Genomic DNA, 15,488 nt, shown 5'->3' on the forward strand with positions numbered 1-15,488 from the left:
TATAATTGTACTACAATCATCTAAATTCTACTGATATTTATCCTATAGATAAAAGCTTGAAAAATATTTGTGAAATATATCGTGATTCTATCTACTGAAATTGCAAAACAAGTTGAAATTTTCATACACTGATTTAAGAAAGCGCAATTGTTTACATTTTGCAGTGATTTGGGCGAATAATAAGAGGTCAAAATTGGATATTTGACTATGATTTTCCAAAAATGCCGATTAGAAAAATTATAGTGCTTTCCACATGTTAGAGCATATAAGTTAAAGTGATGCACGAAAAAAGTATCACGCCGTTTGTCGGGTTATTTATAAAAATCGATTAACACTAGTTGAACATAAAATAACAAACCTGTAATTTAGTACTTGCTAAACGAACTACTCAAGGATTGGAAGTTCAAGTTGTCATTAAGAAAAAAACGACCGTGGACAGTTTAGAGTAGTGAAAGTCAAAAAATAAATGCTCTTGGGAGAGTGCTCAATGAAAATGTTTACTAAACTAGCTTTAGTTTCTTCAATGGCGATTAGCGCGAATGCAATGGCTATGCAGTCAATGGATGATGCTGCACTAAGCGCTGCAACAGGTCAAGACGGTATCAACTTAGGTATCGGTATTTCAAAAATTGAAATCGAAAAAGTTTTAATTCACGATAACGATGGTTTAGCTGCTGCTGGTACTGCTGGTACTGCTGGTTTTGGTGGTACTGCTACTGCTGGTGCAATCGTAATTAAAGCAAATGGTACAGGCGCTACAGCGACAAACGGTATCGTTATTACTCCAGGAACTTCTCAATTAGCTTCACATAATTTAGCTGATATCACAATTGATACTGATGCTGGCGTTAGTGGTGCTAACTCAGCATTCTTAAACGTTGCTGCTAAGGTTTCAGGTTTAAATATTGCAATTGGTGAAATTGGTGTTTCTGCTTCAGGTACTGCAGGTACAACTAATATCCGTCGTGGTGATACTGCTTCCAACTACAATGCAATTTTATCAGGTTTAACTTTAAAAACTGGCGTTACTAGTGCCAACATTCAATTAGGTGCGGCTCCACAAGGCGCAATGATTATGTTGAACACGACTATGACTGGTGGTTTAGAGATTACAAACCTCGGTATTTTGGATAACTCGACAGCCTCTACTGCTGCAAGCCGTCCAGCTGGTGAAATCCGTATTGGAAGCATCAAAGTTGCTGATGCAAATGGTACTGATTTAACTGTAAATGCTAAAGTAAGCGTATTTGGTGCTTCTGCAACTACAGGTAATGGTTTCCTACAAGTTATCACAGGTTCAGGTGCTTCTACTCCTAAAACTGACGTATATGTTCAAAGCGTGAAGTTGGGTAGTGCTGCTGCTGGTTCAATCGGTGATATCGAAGTTCAAGGTATGCAAACTTACTATAACGTAGGTGCAGGTGATGTTGCTGGTACTCGTATCACAATTTCTGGTCACTAAGTTTTAGTGTAATAAAAAAAGCGCACATGATGCGCTTTTTTTATTGAGATAAAGTTTTAATACTTAATTTTATTTTTAGATTTTTGATCGAAATGCAACAATAATCACGAATTTGTTCTATAAGTTTACTGAATATTAAATTTTGCTACATTTCGTCAAAAAAAACTAAAAAAATGCTGTTTTTTTTTATAAAAAAAGGTATCTTCAACAAACAGGGATGTAGTGTCATGGACGCTAAAAATAAAATGAATAAGGCAAGTAATGCCGCTGTTAAGAAAAGAGACTTATGTTAGAGATTGCTCTAGGCTCTGCATTGATGTATTACTTTACAACGCAAGCCTTCGAAATAGAAAAAAAGCCAGAGGGGACTGTGTATTACACAGAAACTTTGGATTCCCGCAATTCTTCATTTACGAAAAACCACAGAGAAGCAGTGACTATTAAACCTGCTGTTGCTGATCAATTTCGTGGGATTGTCCGTCAAGCTTATGATTATAGTTGTGGCTCTGCTGCCTTAACGACTCTACTCAATGGTTATGGTGGTCTGAAGCTAACAGAGCAACAGACGATGACAGGACTATTACAATATGGTGAATATCAGCGAATTATTGAGCGCAGAAGCTTTTCACTTTTAGATATGAAACGGTTTGTATCAGCTCTAGGCTTAAACAGTGGTGGTTATCGGGGGGAATTTTCAGATCTCACTGCTCTTCAACAACCAGCAATCGTCCCAATTACTTATGCAGGTTTTAAGCACTTTGTTGTATATAAAGCATATAAAGATGGACGAGTATATGTAGCAGATCCATCACTTGGCAATATTAGTTTTGATGAATCTCGCTTTAAACAGATTTGGGATAATAATACATTATTTATTGTTGATGTTCCTGAACAATATCGTAAGAATCTATTGGCATTACAGGATGCTGATATGAGGCATGTGGATGATGCCACAATAAATCGGTATGCTTTAGCCGAAATTCAATTCCCAAATCAAAAACTTGAGCGGATTGCTGATAAGGCATCAACCATGCGTCGTGTATTAGATTCGGATCCAAAATCTGATAACTACAATAAGCCAATCACGACTTATATGCGGATGTACTATAAGCGTAAATAATCACCAAAATTTCATCAAATTAAATGCATAAGTAGGACGTCATAATGAATAATCAATGGATGAACATGAGTGTGCTGGCATTAAGTTTAAGCACAATCACTTCAGTAATTTATGCCGAAGACCAACCTTTAGTTAATCAAGCTGAGCAGGTTAAAGTTGATAGCGCCTCTAGTAGTACAGAAGCGGTAGCTACAAAGACGAATGAAGCAGCGCCATCTACAGAGAATAATGCGAATCAGGCGGCGAATGCATTACAAAAACAAGAAGGCGATGCAACTAAAGAAACAAATCTGCAAGAAGTATTTACATCTAATGAACGTCAATACTCCTTAATTAAAAAAGGTATTTTTTCATCTTATTATGATATTGATTATACCTATTATCGAGATAGTCGTATTGATTTAGCAACCAGTGATAGCACAAGTACTTTAGCTCGTTTGCGTGTTGAAGAAGATGCTAACCATACTTTAACGAATACCTTCACTGTTCAATATGGTTTCTTAGATAATGTAACGCTTTCTGCATCTATTCCATTAATGGCTAAAAAAGATCTTTTACAGGATAAGGCAGCTGCAGGTCTAGGTGATGTTTCTTTTGGTGCTCGTTGGGAGCCATTCCCGTTAAAACAAGGTCGTTTACCTTTAGTCTTGTTTGGTAACTTATCAACTAAAACAGGTGATAGTCCTTATGAAATTGGTATTGATGAATTATCAACGGGTAAAGGATATTATTCTGCTGGGATAGGTGCAAGTACGCGTAAGTATATTGACCCAGTTGTATTATTTAGTTCAGTTTCAGCAAACTATGGTCTGAAAGAAAGTGGTTTGAATCAAATTCGAGGAGGTGGTGCAAAAGGTCCCCGTATTCTTGAAAGTTTTGATCCAGGTTTAAGTGGTGGATTTTCATTCGGCTTCGCTTACTCATTTAACTATGACGTCTCATTAACGATGTCTTATCAACAGAGCTTTAACACGGGCTCTAAATTCTATTTTAAAGATGGTGAAAGCTATCAATCAGCTGATCAAAGTAGTGCAATGTTGTCATTTGCACTTGGTGTAAGAGTTTCGCCTGAAACTATCGTAAATGGAACAGTCGGTATTGGTCTAACTGAAGATGCGCCAGATGTTTCTTTAGGTCTATCATTCCCGTTAGATATCATAGGCTTCGGTAAAAAAATACGCTAAGGAGATGTAATGGTGAAATATCCTAAATTATGTCCTTTAGCGATTTCAATTTTAGTTGCTGGACTATCGAATATTACTAATGCTCAACTAGGGCAAGATTTATCTGTTGATTTACGTTCTCTTTCGTTAGGTAATGCTGTTACTGCTGATCCACCAGGCATTAGTGCAGTACATTTTAACCCAGCTGCACTTGCGAAAATTGATGGTTTACAAACTGATGTACAAGGGATTTTAGCTAATTTTGCGATTAAACGGGATTATTCAGCACCAGCTGGCTATAACGTTTTTGGTTATTCAGATGATCCATTAGTTTGTAATGATGGACCTGAAGTTGACTCAAATATTTGTACAGATTTTAAAGATAGTGTGAGCGGTGATGTAGAATACGCCAGTATTTACGTTCCCATTCTTAAAAAAATTGTAGACTTAGGGCCAAATTCTCCTTTAGCTGCTCCAACGGCTGGTATTGCCTATAAGCCTCCTGGCTCAAAGGTCACTTATGCGACTGCTGTGTATGCTCCATTGGTTGCAGGTTTTGGTGCAGAAGATGGTAATCCAAGTAATTATATGGGGCAACAAGTTGCTCTAGAGCGTATTACTTATTTGTCTCCTTCATTTGGTTATCAAGTCAATGATCATTTATCAATTGGTGCGTCTTTCGGGATGTCTTATCAAGCGATTGCAATGAAGACAGATTTACGCTTTCCAAATGAAATGATCGGTGTTTTACGCATGGTTGATGAAGTGGTATGCGGCCCTTTCAAAGACAATGGTGATATCATCACTGACTTATTGCTTTTTGGTATGTGTAATGCAAAAGAAGGTATGAATCCATTTAACAAAATGGGATCACTAGATGTTTCCTTAGAGCAATCACTTAGTCCAAGTTATAATTTAGGTGTACTTTGGGAACCTACTGATGATTTTAGTTTTGGTATGGTCTACCAAAGTGAAGCCAAAATGCGCTTACGTGGTAAGTATTTAATTAATAATGCAACTGCACCCCAGCAACTCGTTGCTGGGTTAAATTCGTCTGCAACAGGTCAAATTTTAGCTGCAATTCTAGGTCTGCCTGGCTATGTGCCAAATGTTGAATCTGGTTTAGTCGCTATGGATTTTAAATATCCTCAGCATTTCAAGGCAGGGATTAAATATAAAATTTTTCCAGATTTACAAATGAATTTTGATCTTGGTTGGACAGACTTCTCAGCATGGGATAAATTTAAATTTGAATTTGACAGACAAATCTCTTTATTAAAAGTTGCAAAACTTTTGTCAGCTGACGTTACTGATAGATCCTTAGCCTTGCCTTTGAAATTCCAGTCTTCTTGGCGTTGGGGGATTGGTTTTGAATATTCAGCGACGGACCGTTTAAAATTACGTATGGGATATGAACCAAGAACAAGCTCAATTCCTGATGATAAGCGTAACACTATGGTTCCAATCAATAACGCACAATTATTTGGCTTAGGAATTGGTTATAGATTTGATCAAGATACAGACCTTGATTTATCTTTAGGTTTCTTACGTAGTCGTGATGATATTCCAGCAAATACAAGTAGCCTCTCTAATAAAACAGGTGTTGATAATATTTTATTGAATCCTTACGCTGGTTTAAACGTTAAAACAAATACTAAAGTCACCTTACTTGGTATTAATTATAGAACAAGATGGTAATGCAAAAGAAAATGATGAATCGATCTAAATTTGCTATGTTAAGTCTATTTATAGCAATGGTAAGTGGATCAAATTTATATGCAGATGGTTTTTATACAATCATTGGTCCAGATGGCCGTCCAATGATTGTTCCTAAAAGAATATCTAAAGATACATCTGTATCTATAAAAAAACCTGAGCTTGAGGAGAAAAGCAAATCATCAGACAATTCATCTGAGATTAAGCAATCAAATTCAGAAAAAGACCTAAGCATAGTAAAAATAGAAACTCATTCTAATTCTGCCCCAGTTGCTGATCGAAAAAATAGCATTAATCAGAATGATGTGGTAATTCAAGCACCATTAAAAAATAATACACAGTCAATTACTAAAACTACCCAATCAAAAAAAAATGAGTCTATTCAGGTAAACATTCAAAAAGAACAACAAGCCGTTATTTCAAACAATATAGATATGCCAAAACATCGCCAAGTTCCTACGGCAGGAATAAAACAGCAATCTGAAGATAATAGTATAAATCAAGTAGAACAACAGGCTTTTTCAAAAGTTGATGGGGTTGAGTATGTAAATAGTGAATATTTAGAAGACCAAGAATTCAACTTAGAAGGTAAAAAACGATTTTATTCAATGCCTGATGGAACGGGTAGATTAGAAACGATTGAAAGAAAAAAAGGTGTAAGTCGATCGGTGCTAGATAAATTTATAAATAAAGAACAACAATCTAATGCACCTATCAGTTTATCAACGAGTTATATTCGACTATCTGCTGATGAGTTGGCGATAGCTTTTGAAAAAGATCGTTGTTTTTTAGACGGATATTCTAAATCTATTAAAAATTTAACATCTCAAAAAGAAGTTGGTCTATGGCCAAGAAAGCCATTAAAAGAGAAATTTGAATATGAATTAGTTAAATTAGATAACTCGATTCAATTTATGCAAATCGAGTCTTATGCAGCAACCAATGAAAAACCCAATTACTATTGGCCATTGGTTATTTTTTTAAATGAAAAAGGCTGTATCCAAGAAGGGGTGAGTGGGTTTAAAAATGCAAAGACTACATCTACATTATTTCAACACTCTTCACTGCAAGGAACACTCAAAGTCCCATCTAATGCATATTATATGATGCTAACCCCTTTAGCCTCAGCAGTAGATGTTTCTGAAGAAGAACTTTCTAATCAAGGGCAGGTACGTATTTCTGTCTTACAGTAACAAGAATTTAGGATATATGTAGTATGAAAAGGAAAATCTTATTACCATTTGCCTTATCAACAATTGCAGTTTTATTGAATGGTTGTGGTGGCGAAAAAACAAATATTAATGAAGATCCAAATAATGGTGTTACTGGTGTTACGCAAAGTACGAGTTGTGATGTTTCGGCATCTGATTGTTTGCCATTCGTTGTAGATTATCCTATTGCTGGGTTAAATTTTGACTGTAGTACCGACAAAGTAAACCACTTTTCGACAAAAATAGATGGGAATATTGCAACTGGTGCTTGTAAATTAGGTGATGATGTCACGTTTTATATACAAGGTGAAAGCCCACGAAAAATTAGTCTAGGAACTATCAAGTTAGATGATATTTCTAAATTAAAAATGGCAACACCCCCAAGGATTCGCTTAATTGATTTAGCAACGGCATTAACTGGAACACCAGTAGCATCACTTGATATTAATGATCAAACGACGCATGCGGCTCTTGCTTTAATTAATATTTTTCAAGGTTTAGGTATTGAAAGAGAAGATAATGTCGCAGGAGATATTCAACCAACAACCTTAACGGTAGATAAAAAAAATGGATTAGTTAATATCTCAAAGGATGTGGGTGCTCAAGAATTTAAAAATGGGGAATATATTAATATATTAAAACCATGGTTAAAAGTTGATAATCTTTCTGATAATCAAGCATTAGACTTATTAAAGCAACTTTTGAATTTATCAAATACAGGTGTTTGGCAAGCTGATTTACCTTTCGCTAAACCTAGTGGTACTGTAGAAACATCTAGAGCCGATGGTTTTTTTGGCTGTAATAAAGATACATATGCATCATGTACAAAGGCTGATCAAAGTAATCTTTTACACTCTATGGGGAATTTTTTATTACTAAGCGATCGTCAAGGTTACATTCTCGGGTACGGACAACAATTTAAAGGTCCAGCGACTATTGTAAATGGTCTCGTATTTGCTCCTTATATTTTATCAACGAAAGTGAAACCGGTTAAAATGCAATTAAATGCACAGACTGGGTGGCTTAATTCTATAGAAAGAACAATTAATAGCAGTCAACCACTCCGTTTTAGCCTCAATTCGAGTTCTGCAAATGATCTACTTATAACGAAAGGTAAGATTGTTAATGGCAATACGATTGCTGGTACAGAATCTATTTATAGACAATTAACGAAAATGAAGGATACAGATCCTGTTGACTCAAAATATTTAGGTGCATGGCAACAATCAATCGCAAATGAAAATTATAAAGGTGTACTTGATATAGTTAAGGTCAATCCCGTTAGTTATTTAACAAAGGATATTTTTAGAACAGAGAAAAATGTTAAATCTAAAGAGTCTTATGTTTTTCCTTTATATGCTACATTAACGTTTAGATTCAAAGAAACTAGCATTCCTGCTGTTGATGTCGGGATTGTGATTGATGAAAATGGTGATATTCGTACAGATATTAAAAATAATTCAACTTCGACCGATTTAAGTGGTGTTTGTGGTACAGTCAAAACTATAAATGCAAATGGAACGATTACTGACAGTAATGATCAGGTCCAATATCGTATTGGTACAACGGGTGGAACGTTGTTTTCTGCTGATGATAAATCTATAACTGTTCGAATGATTCTTTCTAATCCAAAGTTTGGAAATGTTGATGGAGCAATTTTTGGGTTAAATTTAAGTACAGGTACAGGTGCAAAAATTAACATTCACAATTTATTGGCAGGCCAGCCTACAGGAATTAATTTGAGTAATTTTACAAATGATTCTGTTACGTGGTCTAATACATATGCAGGCTATCAATTAATTTATAATGAATTGTACGATAAATTAAAAGATACTGAACGGAATGATTATATTGCACCAACGACAGAAGATCGCGAATTGGCAAAACGTTATTCTGGTACTGTAAGTATTAAAATTGCAGATCAAAAAATTGATGCTTGTAAGGCGATTAGAATCAAACCCTAAAAGCTTATAATAATGAGACCGCGATAAGCGGTCTTTTTATTTAACCTGTATGATCTAAACGTGTACCTAATGTTTCTAAATGAGAAGGAAATAATCCTAGTTTACGATCTGAGAAATAATGTTTTAAAGTTTGTTCTACACTTGGAAATGCGAGTTCTGTCCATGGGATATCATGTTCTTCAAATAAACGGCATTCGAGACTTTCTTCTCCAGCTCCAAAAACACCATCTTTTAATTGTGCTTTAAATAGAACATAAATTTGTCCAATACGTGGAATATTATACATACAGTATAGTTGTTCAATATCAACTTCGGCTTCAGCTTCCTCACGTGTTTCACGTGCAGCGCCTTGCTCCATGGTTTCAAATAATTCCATGTAACCCGCAGGGAGTGTCCATAGTCCATAACGAGGTTCTATAGCACGTCGACAAAGTAAAACTTTGTCATCCCAAATGGCTAATGCTCCACAAATGACTTTCGGATTTTCATAGTGGATATTGCCACAGTGTGTACAGACAAGCCGTGTTTTATGATCGCCTAGCGGGATTTTTGCTTCAGTTTGATGTCCACACGCAACGCAAAAGCTCATAATTATCATCAACCATAGAGATAACTCAGCATAACTGAATTTTTATCACTTCGCATCATGATCTATGATTGTCATTGAAATTTCAGTTATGATGATTTGTAAGGAAAATGAGAAAAAGAGATGAGTCATATGGAAGAACCATCGTTAATACAGCTTTTACAACAACGGTTGCGTTTTTCCAAACGAATCCAACAAGCTGATGCAGCGGTTTTAATTGCAATTACACAAGAACAGCAACCTAAGGTCTTACTCACACGTCGTTCAATCCATTTATCTCAACATGCAGGTGAGGTGTCTTTTCCGGGAGGAAAGCGTGATCCAAGTGATACCAGTAATATTGTAGTTGCTTTACGTGAAGCACAAGAAGAAACAGCACTTAATCCTTTCGATGTCAAACTGTTAGGTGATTTACCGATACAACGTGCGCGTAGTGGTTTATCTGTGAAACCGATTGTAGGATTAATTCCCGCAGAAGTAGATCTAATTGCCCAACCTACAGAGATAGATCGTATTTTTTTTGCACCATTGCAGCAGCTAATTGATGCACCGCCTTTACCCTATGAAGTGCGTTTAGCTCGACAATCAATTTATTTTCCGAGTATGCAGGTTGAAAATGAGATCGTATGGGGCTTAACCGCTCGAATGTTAGTATCATTATTTCAGTATGGGCTAGGACATCAAAAAAAATGGCCTTTTTTAGTTAATCCTCCTCATTTTGGATTATCTAAATTCTAATCACGTCTTATTAAAATAGAGTAGTATTTTGTCATGATGTACACCTATCAGGGATTGAGCCCTAAAGCATTACATGAACCTTGGGATGGCTGGATTGCACCGAATGCAACGGTGATTGGTCAAGCTGAATTAGGTCGCCAAGTCAGTATTTGGTTTGGTGCGGTTGTAAGAGCTGATAACTGTAAAATTCGGATTGGTAATTTCTCGAATATTCAAGAGAATGCAGTTTTACATACTGATGCAGGTATTGAACTGAATATTGGGGATTATGTGACAGTCGGTCATCAAGCAATGTTGCATGGCTGTACAATTGGAGATAATTCTTTAATTGGTATCAATGCTGTAGTTTTAAATAATGCGGTGATTGGTAAAAATTGTATTATCGGTGCAAATGCATTGATTCCTGAGGGTAAAGTTATCCCTGATAATTCTGTGGTTATGGGGTCACCAGGAAAAGTGATCAAAACATTAGATGAGCATGGCGCTGCACGGTTACGCTTGAGTGCTTTACATTATGCGGAACATTATAAAAATTTCTTAACATTGGAAGAATTTAGCTTCGAATGATTTTAAGCTAAACTCGATTTAAATTTAGCCAAGTATAGACTTGGCTTTTTTGTATCTAGCAAAAGCCAATAACTCGCTTAGGGCGCTTGAGTGGGGTATGATACTCGACGTTTTTTATCTCTTTTAGACTAAGGTTTTTGCATGAAGTTGCTTGCATTGGAAACTGCAAATGAGCACTGTTCTGTTTCATTGATTGATGATGTTGAAGAACTCTATTTTCAATTAGATGAGCGACCAAAAGCACAAACCCAAACGATTTTGCCTTTAACTGAGCACGCTTTACTGCAAACTCAAACTCAGTTAGCCGATTTAACCGCAATCGCGTTTAGTCGTGGGCCAGGTTCATTTAGTGGTGTGCGTATTAATGCTGCGGTTGCTCAAGCTTTGGCATGGTCACAAGATTTACCTGTTATTCCTGTATCAAGCTTGCAAGCGTTGGCGCAAGCTGCATATCGTTTAACAGGATTACAGCAGGTTACAGCTGTTTTAGATGCGCGTATGCAAGAAGTTTATATTGCTAATTTTAGTCTAGATAAAGATGGGATTATGCATGCTGTCGATGAAGAAAAATTATTAAATTATGAACAAGCGACCGCATATCGTAAATTTATCGCGATTGGCTCAGGTTCAGAATTGATTAAGCCAAGTCAAATAGACTCGCAAGAGGCTTCCATTCTAAAAACGTCTGCAACAGAAATTCGAGCAACTGCGCAGGATATTGCAACCATTGCGCGAATTTATGCTGTACAAAAAAAATGGGTTGATGCTGAGCATGCACTACCTGTGTATTTACGTGATGATGCATGGAAAAAAATTCCAGAACAAAGTAAAGCGAATTAAGGTTAATTATGGATCTTTTATTGCTATTTAAAGCAGCAATTATGGGGTTGGTAGAAGGGATTACTGAATTTCTACCAATCTCAAGTACAGGACATCTGATTCTAGCTGGGCAGTTGCTAGATTTTTGGACGCTTGAAAAGCGAGAAATGTTTGCTGTTGCAGTACAAATTGGTGCAATTGCAGCGGTAATCTATGAATATTGGGGCAAGCTGTGGGGCGCATTAATCGGAGCACTCACAGGTCAAGAACAAGGTCGCCGTTTAAGCCTGAATTTAATTATTGCTTCTATTCCAATTGTGATTATTGGCTTGACCTTTGGCGATGTGGTAAAGGCTTATTTGTTTAATGCAGTTACGGTCGCAATTGCGCTCATTGTTGGTGGTTTCATTATTTTATGGGCTGAACGCCGTCAGCATAAAATTATAAGTCCTGAAGTCGAGGATTTGACCTTCAAGCAAGCAACGCTGATTGGTTTGATTCAATGTTTTGCTTTAATTCCAGGGACTTCACGTTCTGGTTCAACCATTATCGGCTCATTATTTTTAGGTATTTCACGTAAAGCAGCGGCTGAATTTTCATTCTTCCTTGGTATTCCTGTATTGATGGGTGCAGGCTTACTGGATATGTATAAAATGCGTCATGAATTACATAGTAATGATATGGCCATTTTAGCAGTTGGAATTATTGTTGCCTTTGTTTCAGCTTTAATTGTGATTCGTGCATTAATTCGTTATGTCTCTAAGCATGATTTCACCGCTTTTGCTTACTACCGTATAGTCTTTGGTTTATTTATTTTGGCGACATGGTGGACAGGTTGGGTGCATTGGTAATGCAGATGATCTGTTGGTATCAGACGGAGTATGCGGAGCAATTTCAAAAACTTCAAGCTCGTTTAGCGAGTTTGGATGTCGAACTAAAAGGTCAAATCGTTGAAAAAGTGAATGCACGTTTCCTTCGTCTGAATCCAGACATGGCCTTGGTTTTAGATGAGGATGGACTCAGTCTCGCTGCGAATGGGATGAAAATGCAACCGGATTGGCGTGCTGAGATTCCTCGTTTAAAGCGCGCTAGTCTGAAATCGGAAATGATTGCAAGAGCATGTCAATTAGGTGAAAAACCTAGCTTAATTGATGCAACCGCAGGCTTAGGTCATGATAGTTTATTGATGGCTTATCTCGGTGCTAATGTCCGTTTGGTTGAACGTCATCCGATCCTATTTGTGTTATTGGAATATACGAAAACTCAAGCGGAACACGATCCATTTTTGCAGTCTGTTATGCCACGGATTCAACTGATTTATGCTGATTCAACTGATTATTTAAATGGATTAAACCAGCGAGATGAACAGATCGATGTCGTTTATTTAGATCCGATGTTCCCACAGCGAGATCAAAACCACCAAGCACAGAAGAAACAGGCGCAGGTCAAAAAGCAAATGCAATTATTGCATATGTTATTACCTGAAGATGGTGAAATGGATTTAGGTGATGAATTACTGCATCTTGCCAGTAAAATCGCTAAGCGCGTTATTGTAAAACGACCCCGACATGCTGTTTATTTGGCTGATCAAGCTCCAGATCATCAATGGCTAGGTGATGCTTGTCGTTTTGATGCATATTTTCCCAAAAGTTCAACTTAACTTTTATCCAAGTGATTGTTTAGCTTAGGTGAATGCTCGGTAAAGATTTGTGATATAGTGCAAAAGCATGATTGATAAAAAATTCTTGTCGAGCTTAAATGAAGGAAAGACATTGTTCCTTTTAGGAAAAGTCATATTCATTTTATAAAAGATAGACCTATTCTCAATCTAAGCTTGAAAAGAGAAATACCCGAAGAACTTTATGATCGACCTCAAACCCTCCATTAATATCTGGCATGATTTTAAAAGTAACCAAATTGCTGGAATGTGGTTGTTCCTTGGGTCTAGACGTTCCTTACAGATTGTTCATCCATCAATTACGCAGCTCATTATTTGGGGTATTTTAGGTGGTTGTACCAACTCACTTTATAGCTGGTTGGTGGCAGGGCAAATTGGTGAGTTCAACCCTCAAGGTTTGATTGGTTATGCACTTTGGCCTTTTATTGCCTTAATTGTGGGGATTTTCCTTTCGCAACGCATGAATCAAGCCCGTTTAATGCTTGTACCCGCATTATTATGGTTAGTGCTTGATACCAATATCCTATTATTACAGTGCTTGATCCAATATTTAGGTTCAAATGGCTATCTAAATTTCATTCCCGATTCAATCTATAATGGTTTCTTACCGCCATTATTTGTTGGGCTATTTGTTTGGCAAAGTTTGGCTGTGATCTGGGTATTTTCACGGGCATTAAATTGGCCGTGGTGGGAGCGTGCTTTAGTTTTTATTGCGACTATTGCAACAATGGTGGTTTGGCAGCTTTCGGTAAAAGATCAACCGATTTGGAAAGTTGAAGAAACACCACCAAGTTTTGCTGAAGATGCTTTTTATGCGCAAAGCCATGTGTTGGACAAAGCTTTAGATCAAATCCAATATGGTGATATTGCGAAAAGCCATTGGTATTTTATGGGCGTAGCTGGGGATAGCTACGCTGATGTTTTCAAATCTGAAATTGAACGCATTAGAGAGCAATTTGATACTCGTTTTGGAACGTTTGGACGTTCCATTATGTTGATTAACAATCCTGCGACACGTTTAGATGTTCCAATTGCATCTAAAACCAGTATTGAATTAGCGTTGCGTCGGATTGGTCAGCAGATGAACCGTGATAGCGATGTATTATTTCTTTATATGACATCCCACGGTGAGCGTAATCATTTTGAAATCGAAAATGCACCATTAGAATTAGGGCAAGTCGATCCGAAATGGCTACGTGAAACGCTTGATAAATCAGGGATTCGTTGGCGAGTGATTGTAATTTCAGCTTGTTATTCAGGAAGTTTTATTCCAGCGTTACAGTCGCCTGAAACTTTAATTATTACTGCTTCAGCAGCAGATAAAACCTCTTTTGGTTGTAATAATGAAGCGGATTACACTTATTTTGGTCGTGCTTTCTTTGATTTGGCGATGCGTGAACAATCCTCAATGAAAAAAGCATTTGATCAGTCTAAACAAACTGTGACACAGTGGGAAACTGCGCAAGGATTTGAACCATCTGAACCGCAATGGGCCATTGGTCGTAACATGGAATTGATGTTGCCACAACTTGAGCCGTATTTATTCCCAACACAAAATATCACAACAACAGACATTACAAAAACACAGGATAATCAACATGCAGCTACTGCAAAAAAATCGTTGTTTTGAGGGTGAACAGCGTATTTATCAACTGGAATCACAGCATCTTAAAGGTCTAACCAAAGTTGGAGTGTATTTACCTCCTGCTGCTTTAGAAGGAAAGCCTTGTTCAGCATTATTCTATCTTGCAGGTTTGACTTGTACTGAAGACACCTTTGCGATTAAAGCACATGCACAGCGCATGGCTGCTCGACTGAGTCTGATTTTAATTAGCCCTGATACTTCTCCACGTGGAGAGGGCGTTGCACAGGGTGATCATTGGGATATTGGTCAGGGTGCAGGCTTTTATATCAATGCCATTCAACAACCTTGGGCTGAACATTACCAAATGGAGTCTTATTTGGTTGATGAACTCTACGCACATGTTTTACAAGCATTTCCAATTATCGAAAGTCAGATTGGAATTTTTGGACATTCAATGGGTGGACATGGTGCATTAACCTTGGCATTTAAATACCCAGAGCAATTTAAATCGGTTTCAGCTTTTGCTCCGATTTGCGCGCCAAGTATTTGTCCGTGGGGAGAAAAGGCATTTAGTCACTATTTAGGTACAGATCAACAGCAATGGTTAGCACATGATGCAACCGCCTTAGTTCAGCAAAAGGGTGGAATCTTTGAGGAAATTTTAATTGATCAAGGTCTAGAAGATCAGTTTTATGCTCAATTGAATCCTGAAAAGTTTAAGCAAGCTTGCTTGGATGCAGGGCAACATTTAACCCTACGCCAACACAAGGGCTATGATCATGGGTATTACTTTATTCAAAGTTTTATTGATGATCATTTGCAGTTTCATGCGATTCAGTTAGAAAAGCATTAATACTATTTTGTAGTCCATTTGATATG

14 protein-coding genes are annotated in these 15,488 nt (G+C 37.1%); 13 read left to right on the forward strand and 1 reads right to left on the reverse strand.

Annotation, left to right across the window (positions count from 1 at the left end; genetic code table 11):
* Positions 1–487 precede the first annotated feature (487 nt).
* The 6 genes from filA (at position 488) to filF (ending at position 8,636) form a co-directional block, all read left to right on the forward strand.
* Positions 488–1,462: a putative pilus system protein FilA gene (filA, locus tag O1450_RS02990; RefSeq protein ID WP_269229644.1), complete on the forward strand. Its 975-nt coding sequence runs from the start codon at positions 488–490 to the stop codon at positions 1,460–1,462.
* Between the two features lie 286 nt (positions 1,463–1,748).
* A complete protein-coding gene (gene filB / locus O1450_RS02995) occupies positions 1,749–2,582 on the forward strand; it encodes a putative pilus system C39 family peptidase FilB (RefSeq protein ID WP_241306427.1) in 834 nt (277 codons plus the stop codon).
* Positions 2,583–2,626: 44 nt separating this feature from the next.
* Complete coding sequence (gene filC, locus O1450_RS03000; protein ID WP_269229645.1) at positions 2,627–3,766, forward strand: putative pilus system protein FilC; 1,140 nt, start codon at positions 2,627–2,629, stop codon at positions 3,764–3,766.
* Between the two features lie 12 nt (positions 3,767–3,778).
* Complete coding sequence (gene filD / locus O1450_RS03005; RefSeq protein WP_269230400.1) at positions 3,779–5,443, forward strand: putative pilus system OmpP1/FadL family transporter FilD; 1,665 nt, start codon at positions 3,779–3,781, stop codon at positions 5,441–5,443.
* The gene (filE, locus tag O1450_RS03010; RefSeq protein WP_269229646.1) at positions 5,443–6,654 is read left to right on the forward strand and encodes a putative pilus assembly protein FilE; all 1,212 of its coding nucleotides are present in this window, start codon (positions 5,443–5,445) and stop codon (positions 6,652–6,654) included. Before filD ends, filE begins: the two co-directional genes overlap by 1 nt.
* A 23-nt stretch (positions 6,655–6,677) precedes the next feature.
* On the forward strand, positions 6,678–8,636 hold the full coding sequence (filF, locus tag O1450_RS03015; protein WP_269229647.1) for a putative pilus system protein FilF: 1,959 nt from the start codon (positions 6,678–6,680) through the stop codon (positions 8,634–8,636).
* Between the two features lie 40 nt (positions 8,637–8,676).
* Here the strand turns inward: filF and O1450_RS03020 are convergent, their stop codons facing one another.
* Positions 8,677–9,225 (reverse strand): NUDIX hydrolase, encoded by a 549-nt coding sequence (locus O1450_RS03020; protein ID WP_269229648.1) that lies wholly within the window; start codon positions 9,223–9,225, stop codon positions 8,677–8,679.
* A gap of 120 nt (positions 9,226–9,345) precedes the next feature.
* Here O1450_RS03020 and O1450_RS03025 point away from each other — a divergent pair, with 120 nt between their 5' ends.
* From O1450_RS03025 to fghA, 7 genes are all read left to right on the forward strand, one after another.
* A complete protein-coding gene (locus O1450_RS03025; RefSeq protein WP_005218190.1) occupies positions 9,346–9,960 on the forward strand; it encodes a CoA pyrophosphatase in 615 nt (204 codons plus the stop codon).
* Between the two features lie 36 nt (positions 9,961–9,996).
* Complete coding sequence (locus O1450_RS03030; protein WP_269230401.1) at positions 9,997–10,527, forward strand: gamma carbonic anhydrase family protein; 531 nt, start codon at positions 9,997–9,999, stop codon at positions 10,525–10,527.
* A gap of 141 nt (positions 10,528–10,668) precedes the next feature.
* Positions 10,669–11,367, forward strand: coding sequence for a tRNA (adenosine(37)-N6)-threonylcarbamoyltransferase complex dimerization subunit type 1 TsaB (gene tsaB, locus O1450_RS03035; protein WP_269229649.1), 699 nt, complete (start codon positions 10,669–10,671; stop codon positions 11,365–11,367).
* An 8-nt stretch (positions 11,368–11,375) separates the two neighbouring features.
* Positions 11,376–12,197, forward strand: a complete 822-nt coding sequence (locus O1450_RS03040) for an undecaprenyl-diphosphate phosphatase (RefSeq protein ID WP_087536804.1) — start codon at positions 11,376–11,378, stop codon at positions 12,195–12,197.
* A complete protein-coding gene (locus tag O1450_RS03045) occupies positions 12,197–13,006 on the forward strand; it encodes a class I SAM-dependent methyltransferase (RefSeq protein ID WP_269229650.1) in 810 nt (269 codons plus the stop codon). Before O1450_RS03040 ends, O1450_RS03045 begins: the two co-directional genes overlap by 1 nt.
* Positions 13,007–13,208: 202 nt before the next feature.
* The gene (locus tag O1450_RS03050) at positions 13,209–14,654 is read left to right on the forward strand and encodes a C13 family peptidase (protein ID WP_269229651.1); all 1,446 of its coding nucleotides are present in this window, start codon (positions 13,209–13,211) and stop codon (positions 14,652–14,654) included.
* Positions 14,623–15,462, forward strand: coding sequence for an S-formylglutathione hydrolase (fghA, locus tag O1450_RS03055; RefSeq protein WP_269229652.1), 840 nt, complete (start codon positions 14,623–14,625; stop codon positions 15,460–15,462). The genes O1450_RS03050 and fghA overlap by 32 nt, the downstream gene beginning before the upstream one ends.
* Positions 15,463–15,488 lie beyond the last annotated feature (26 nt).

This window comes from Acinetobacter sp. TR11 (assembly GCF_027105035.1).
Lineage (GTDB): Bacteria > Pseudomonadota > Gammaproteobacteria > Pseudomonadales > Moraxellaceae > Acinetobacter.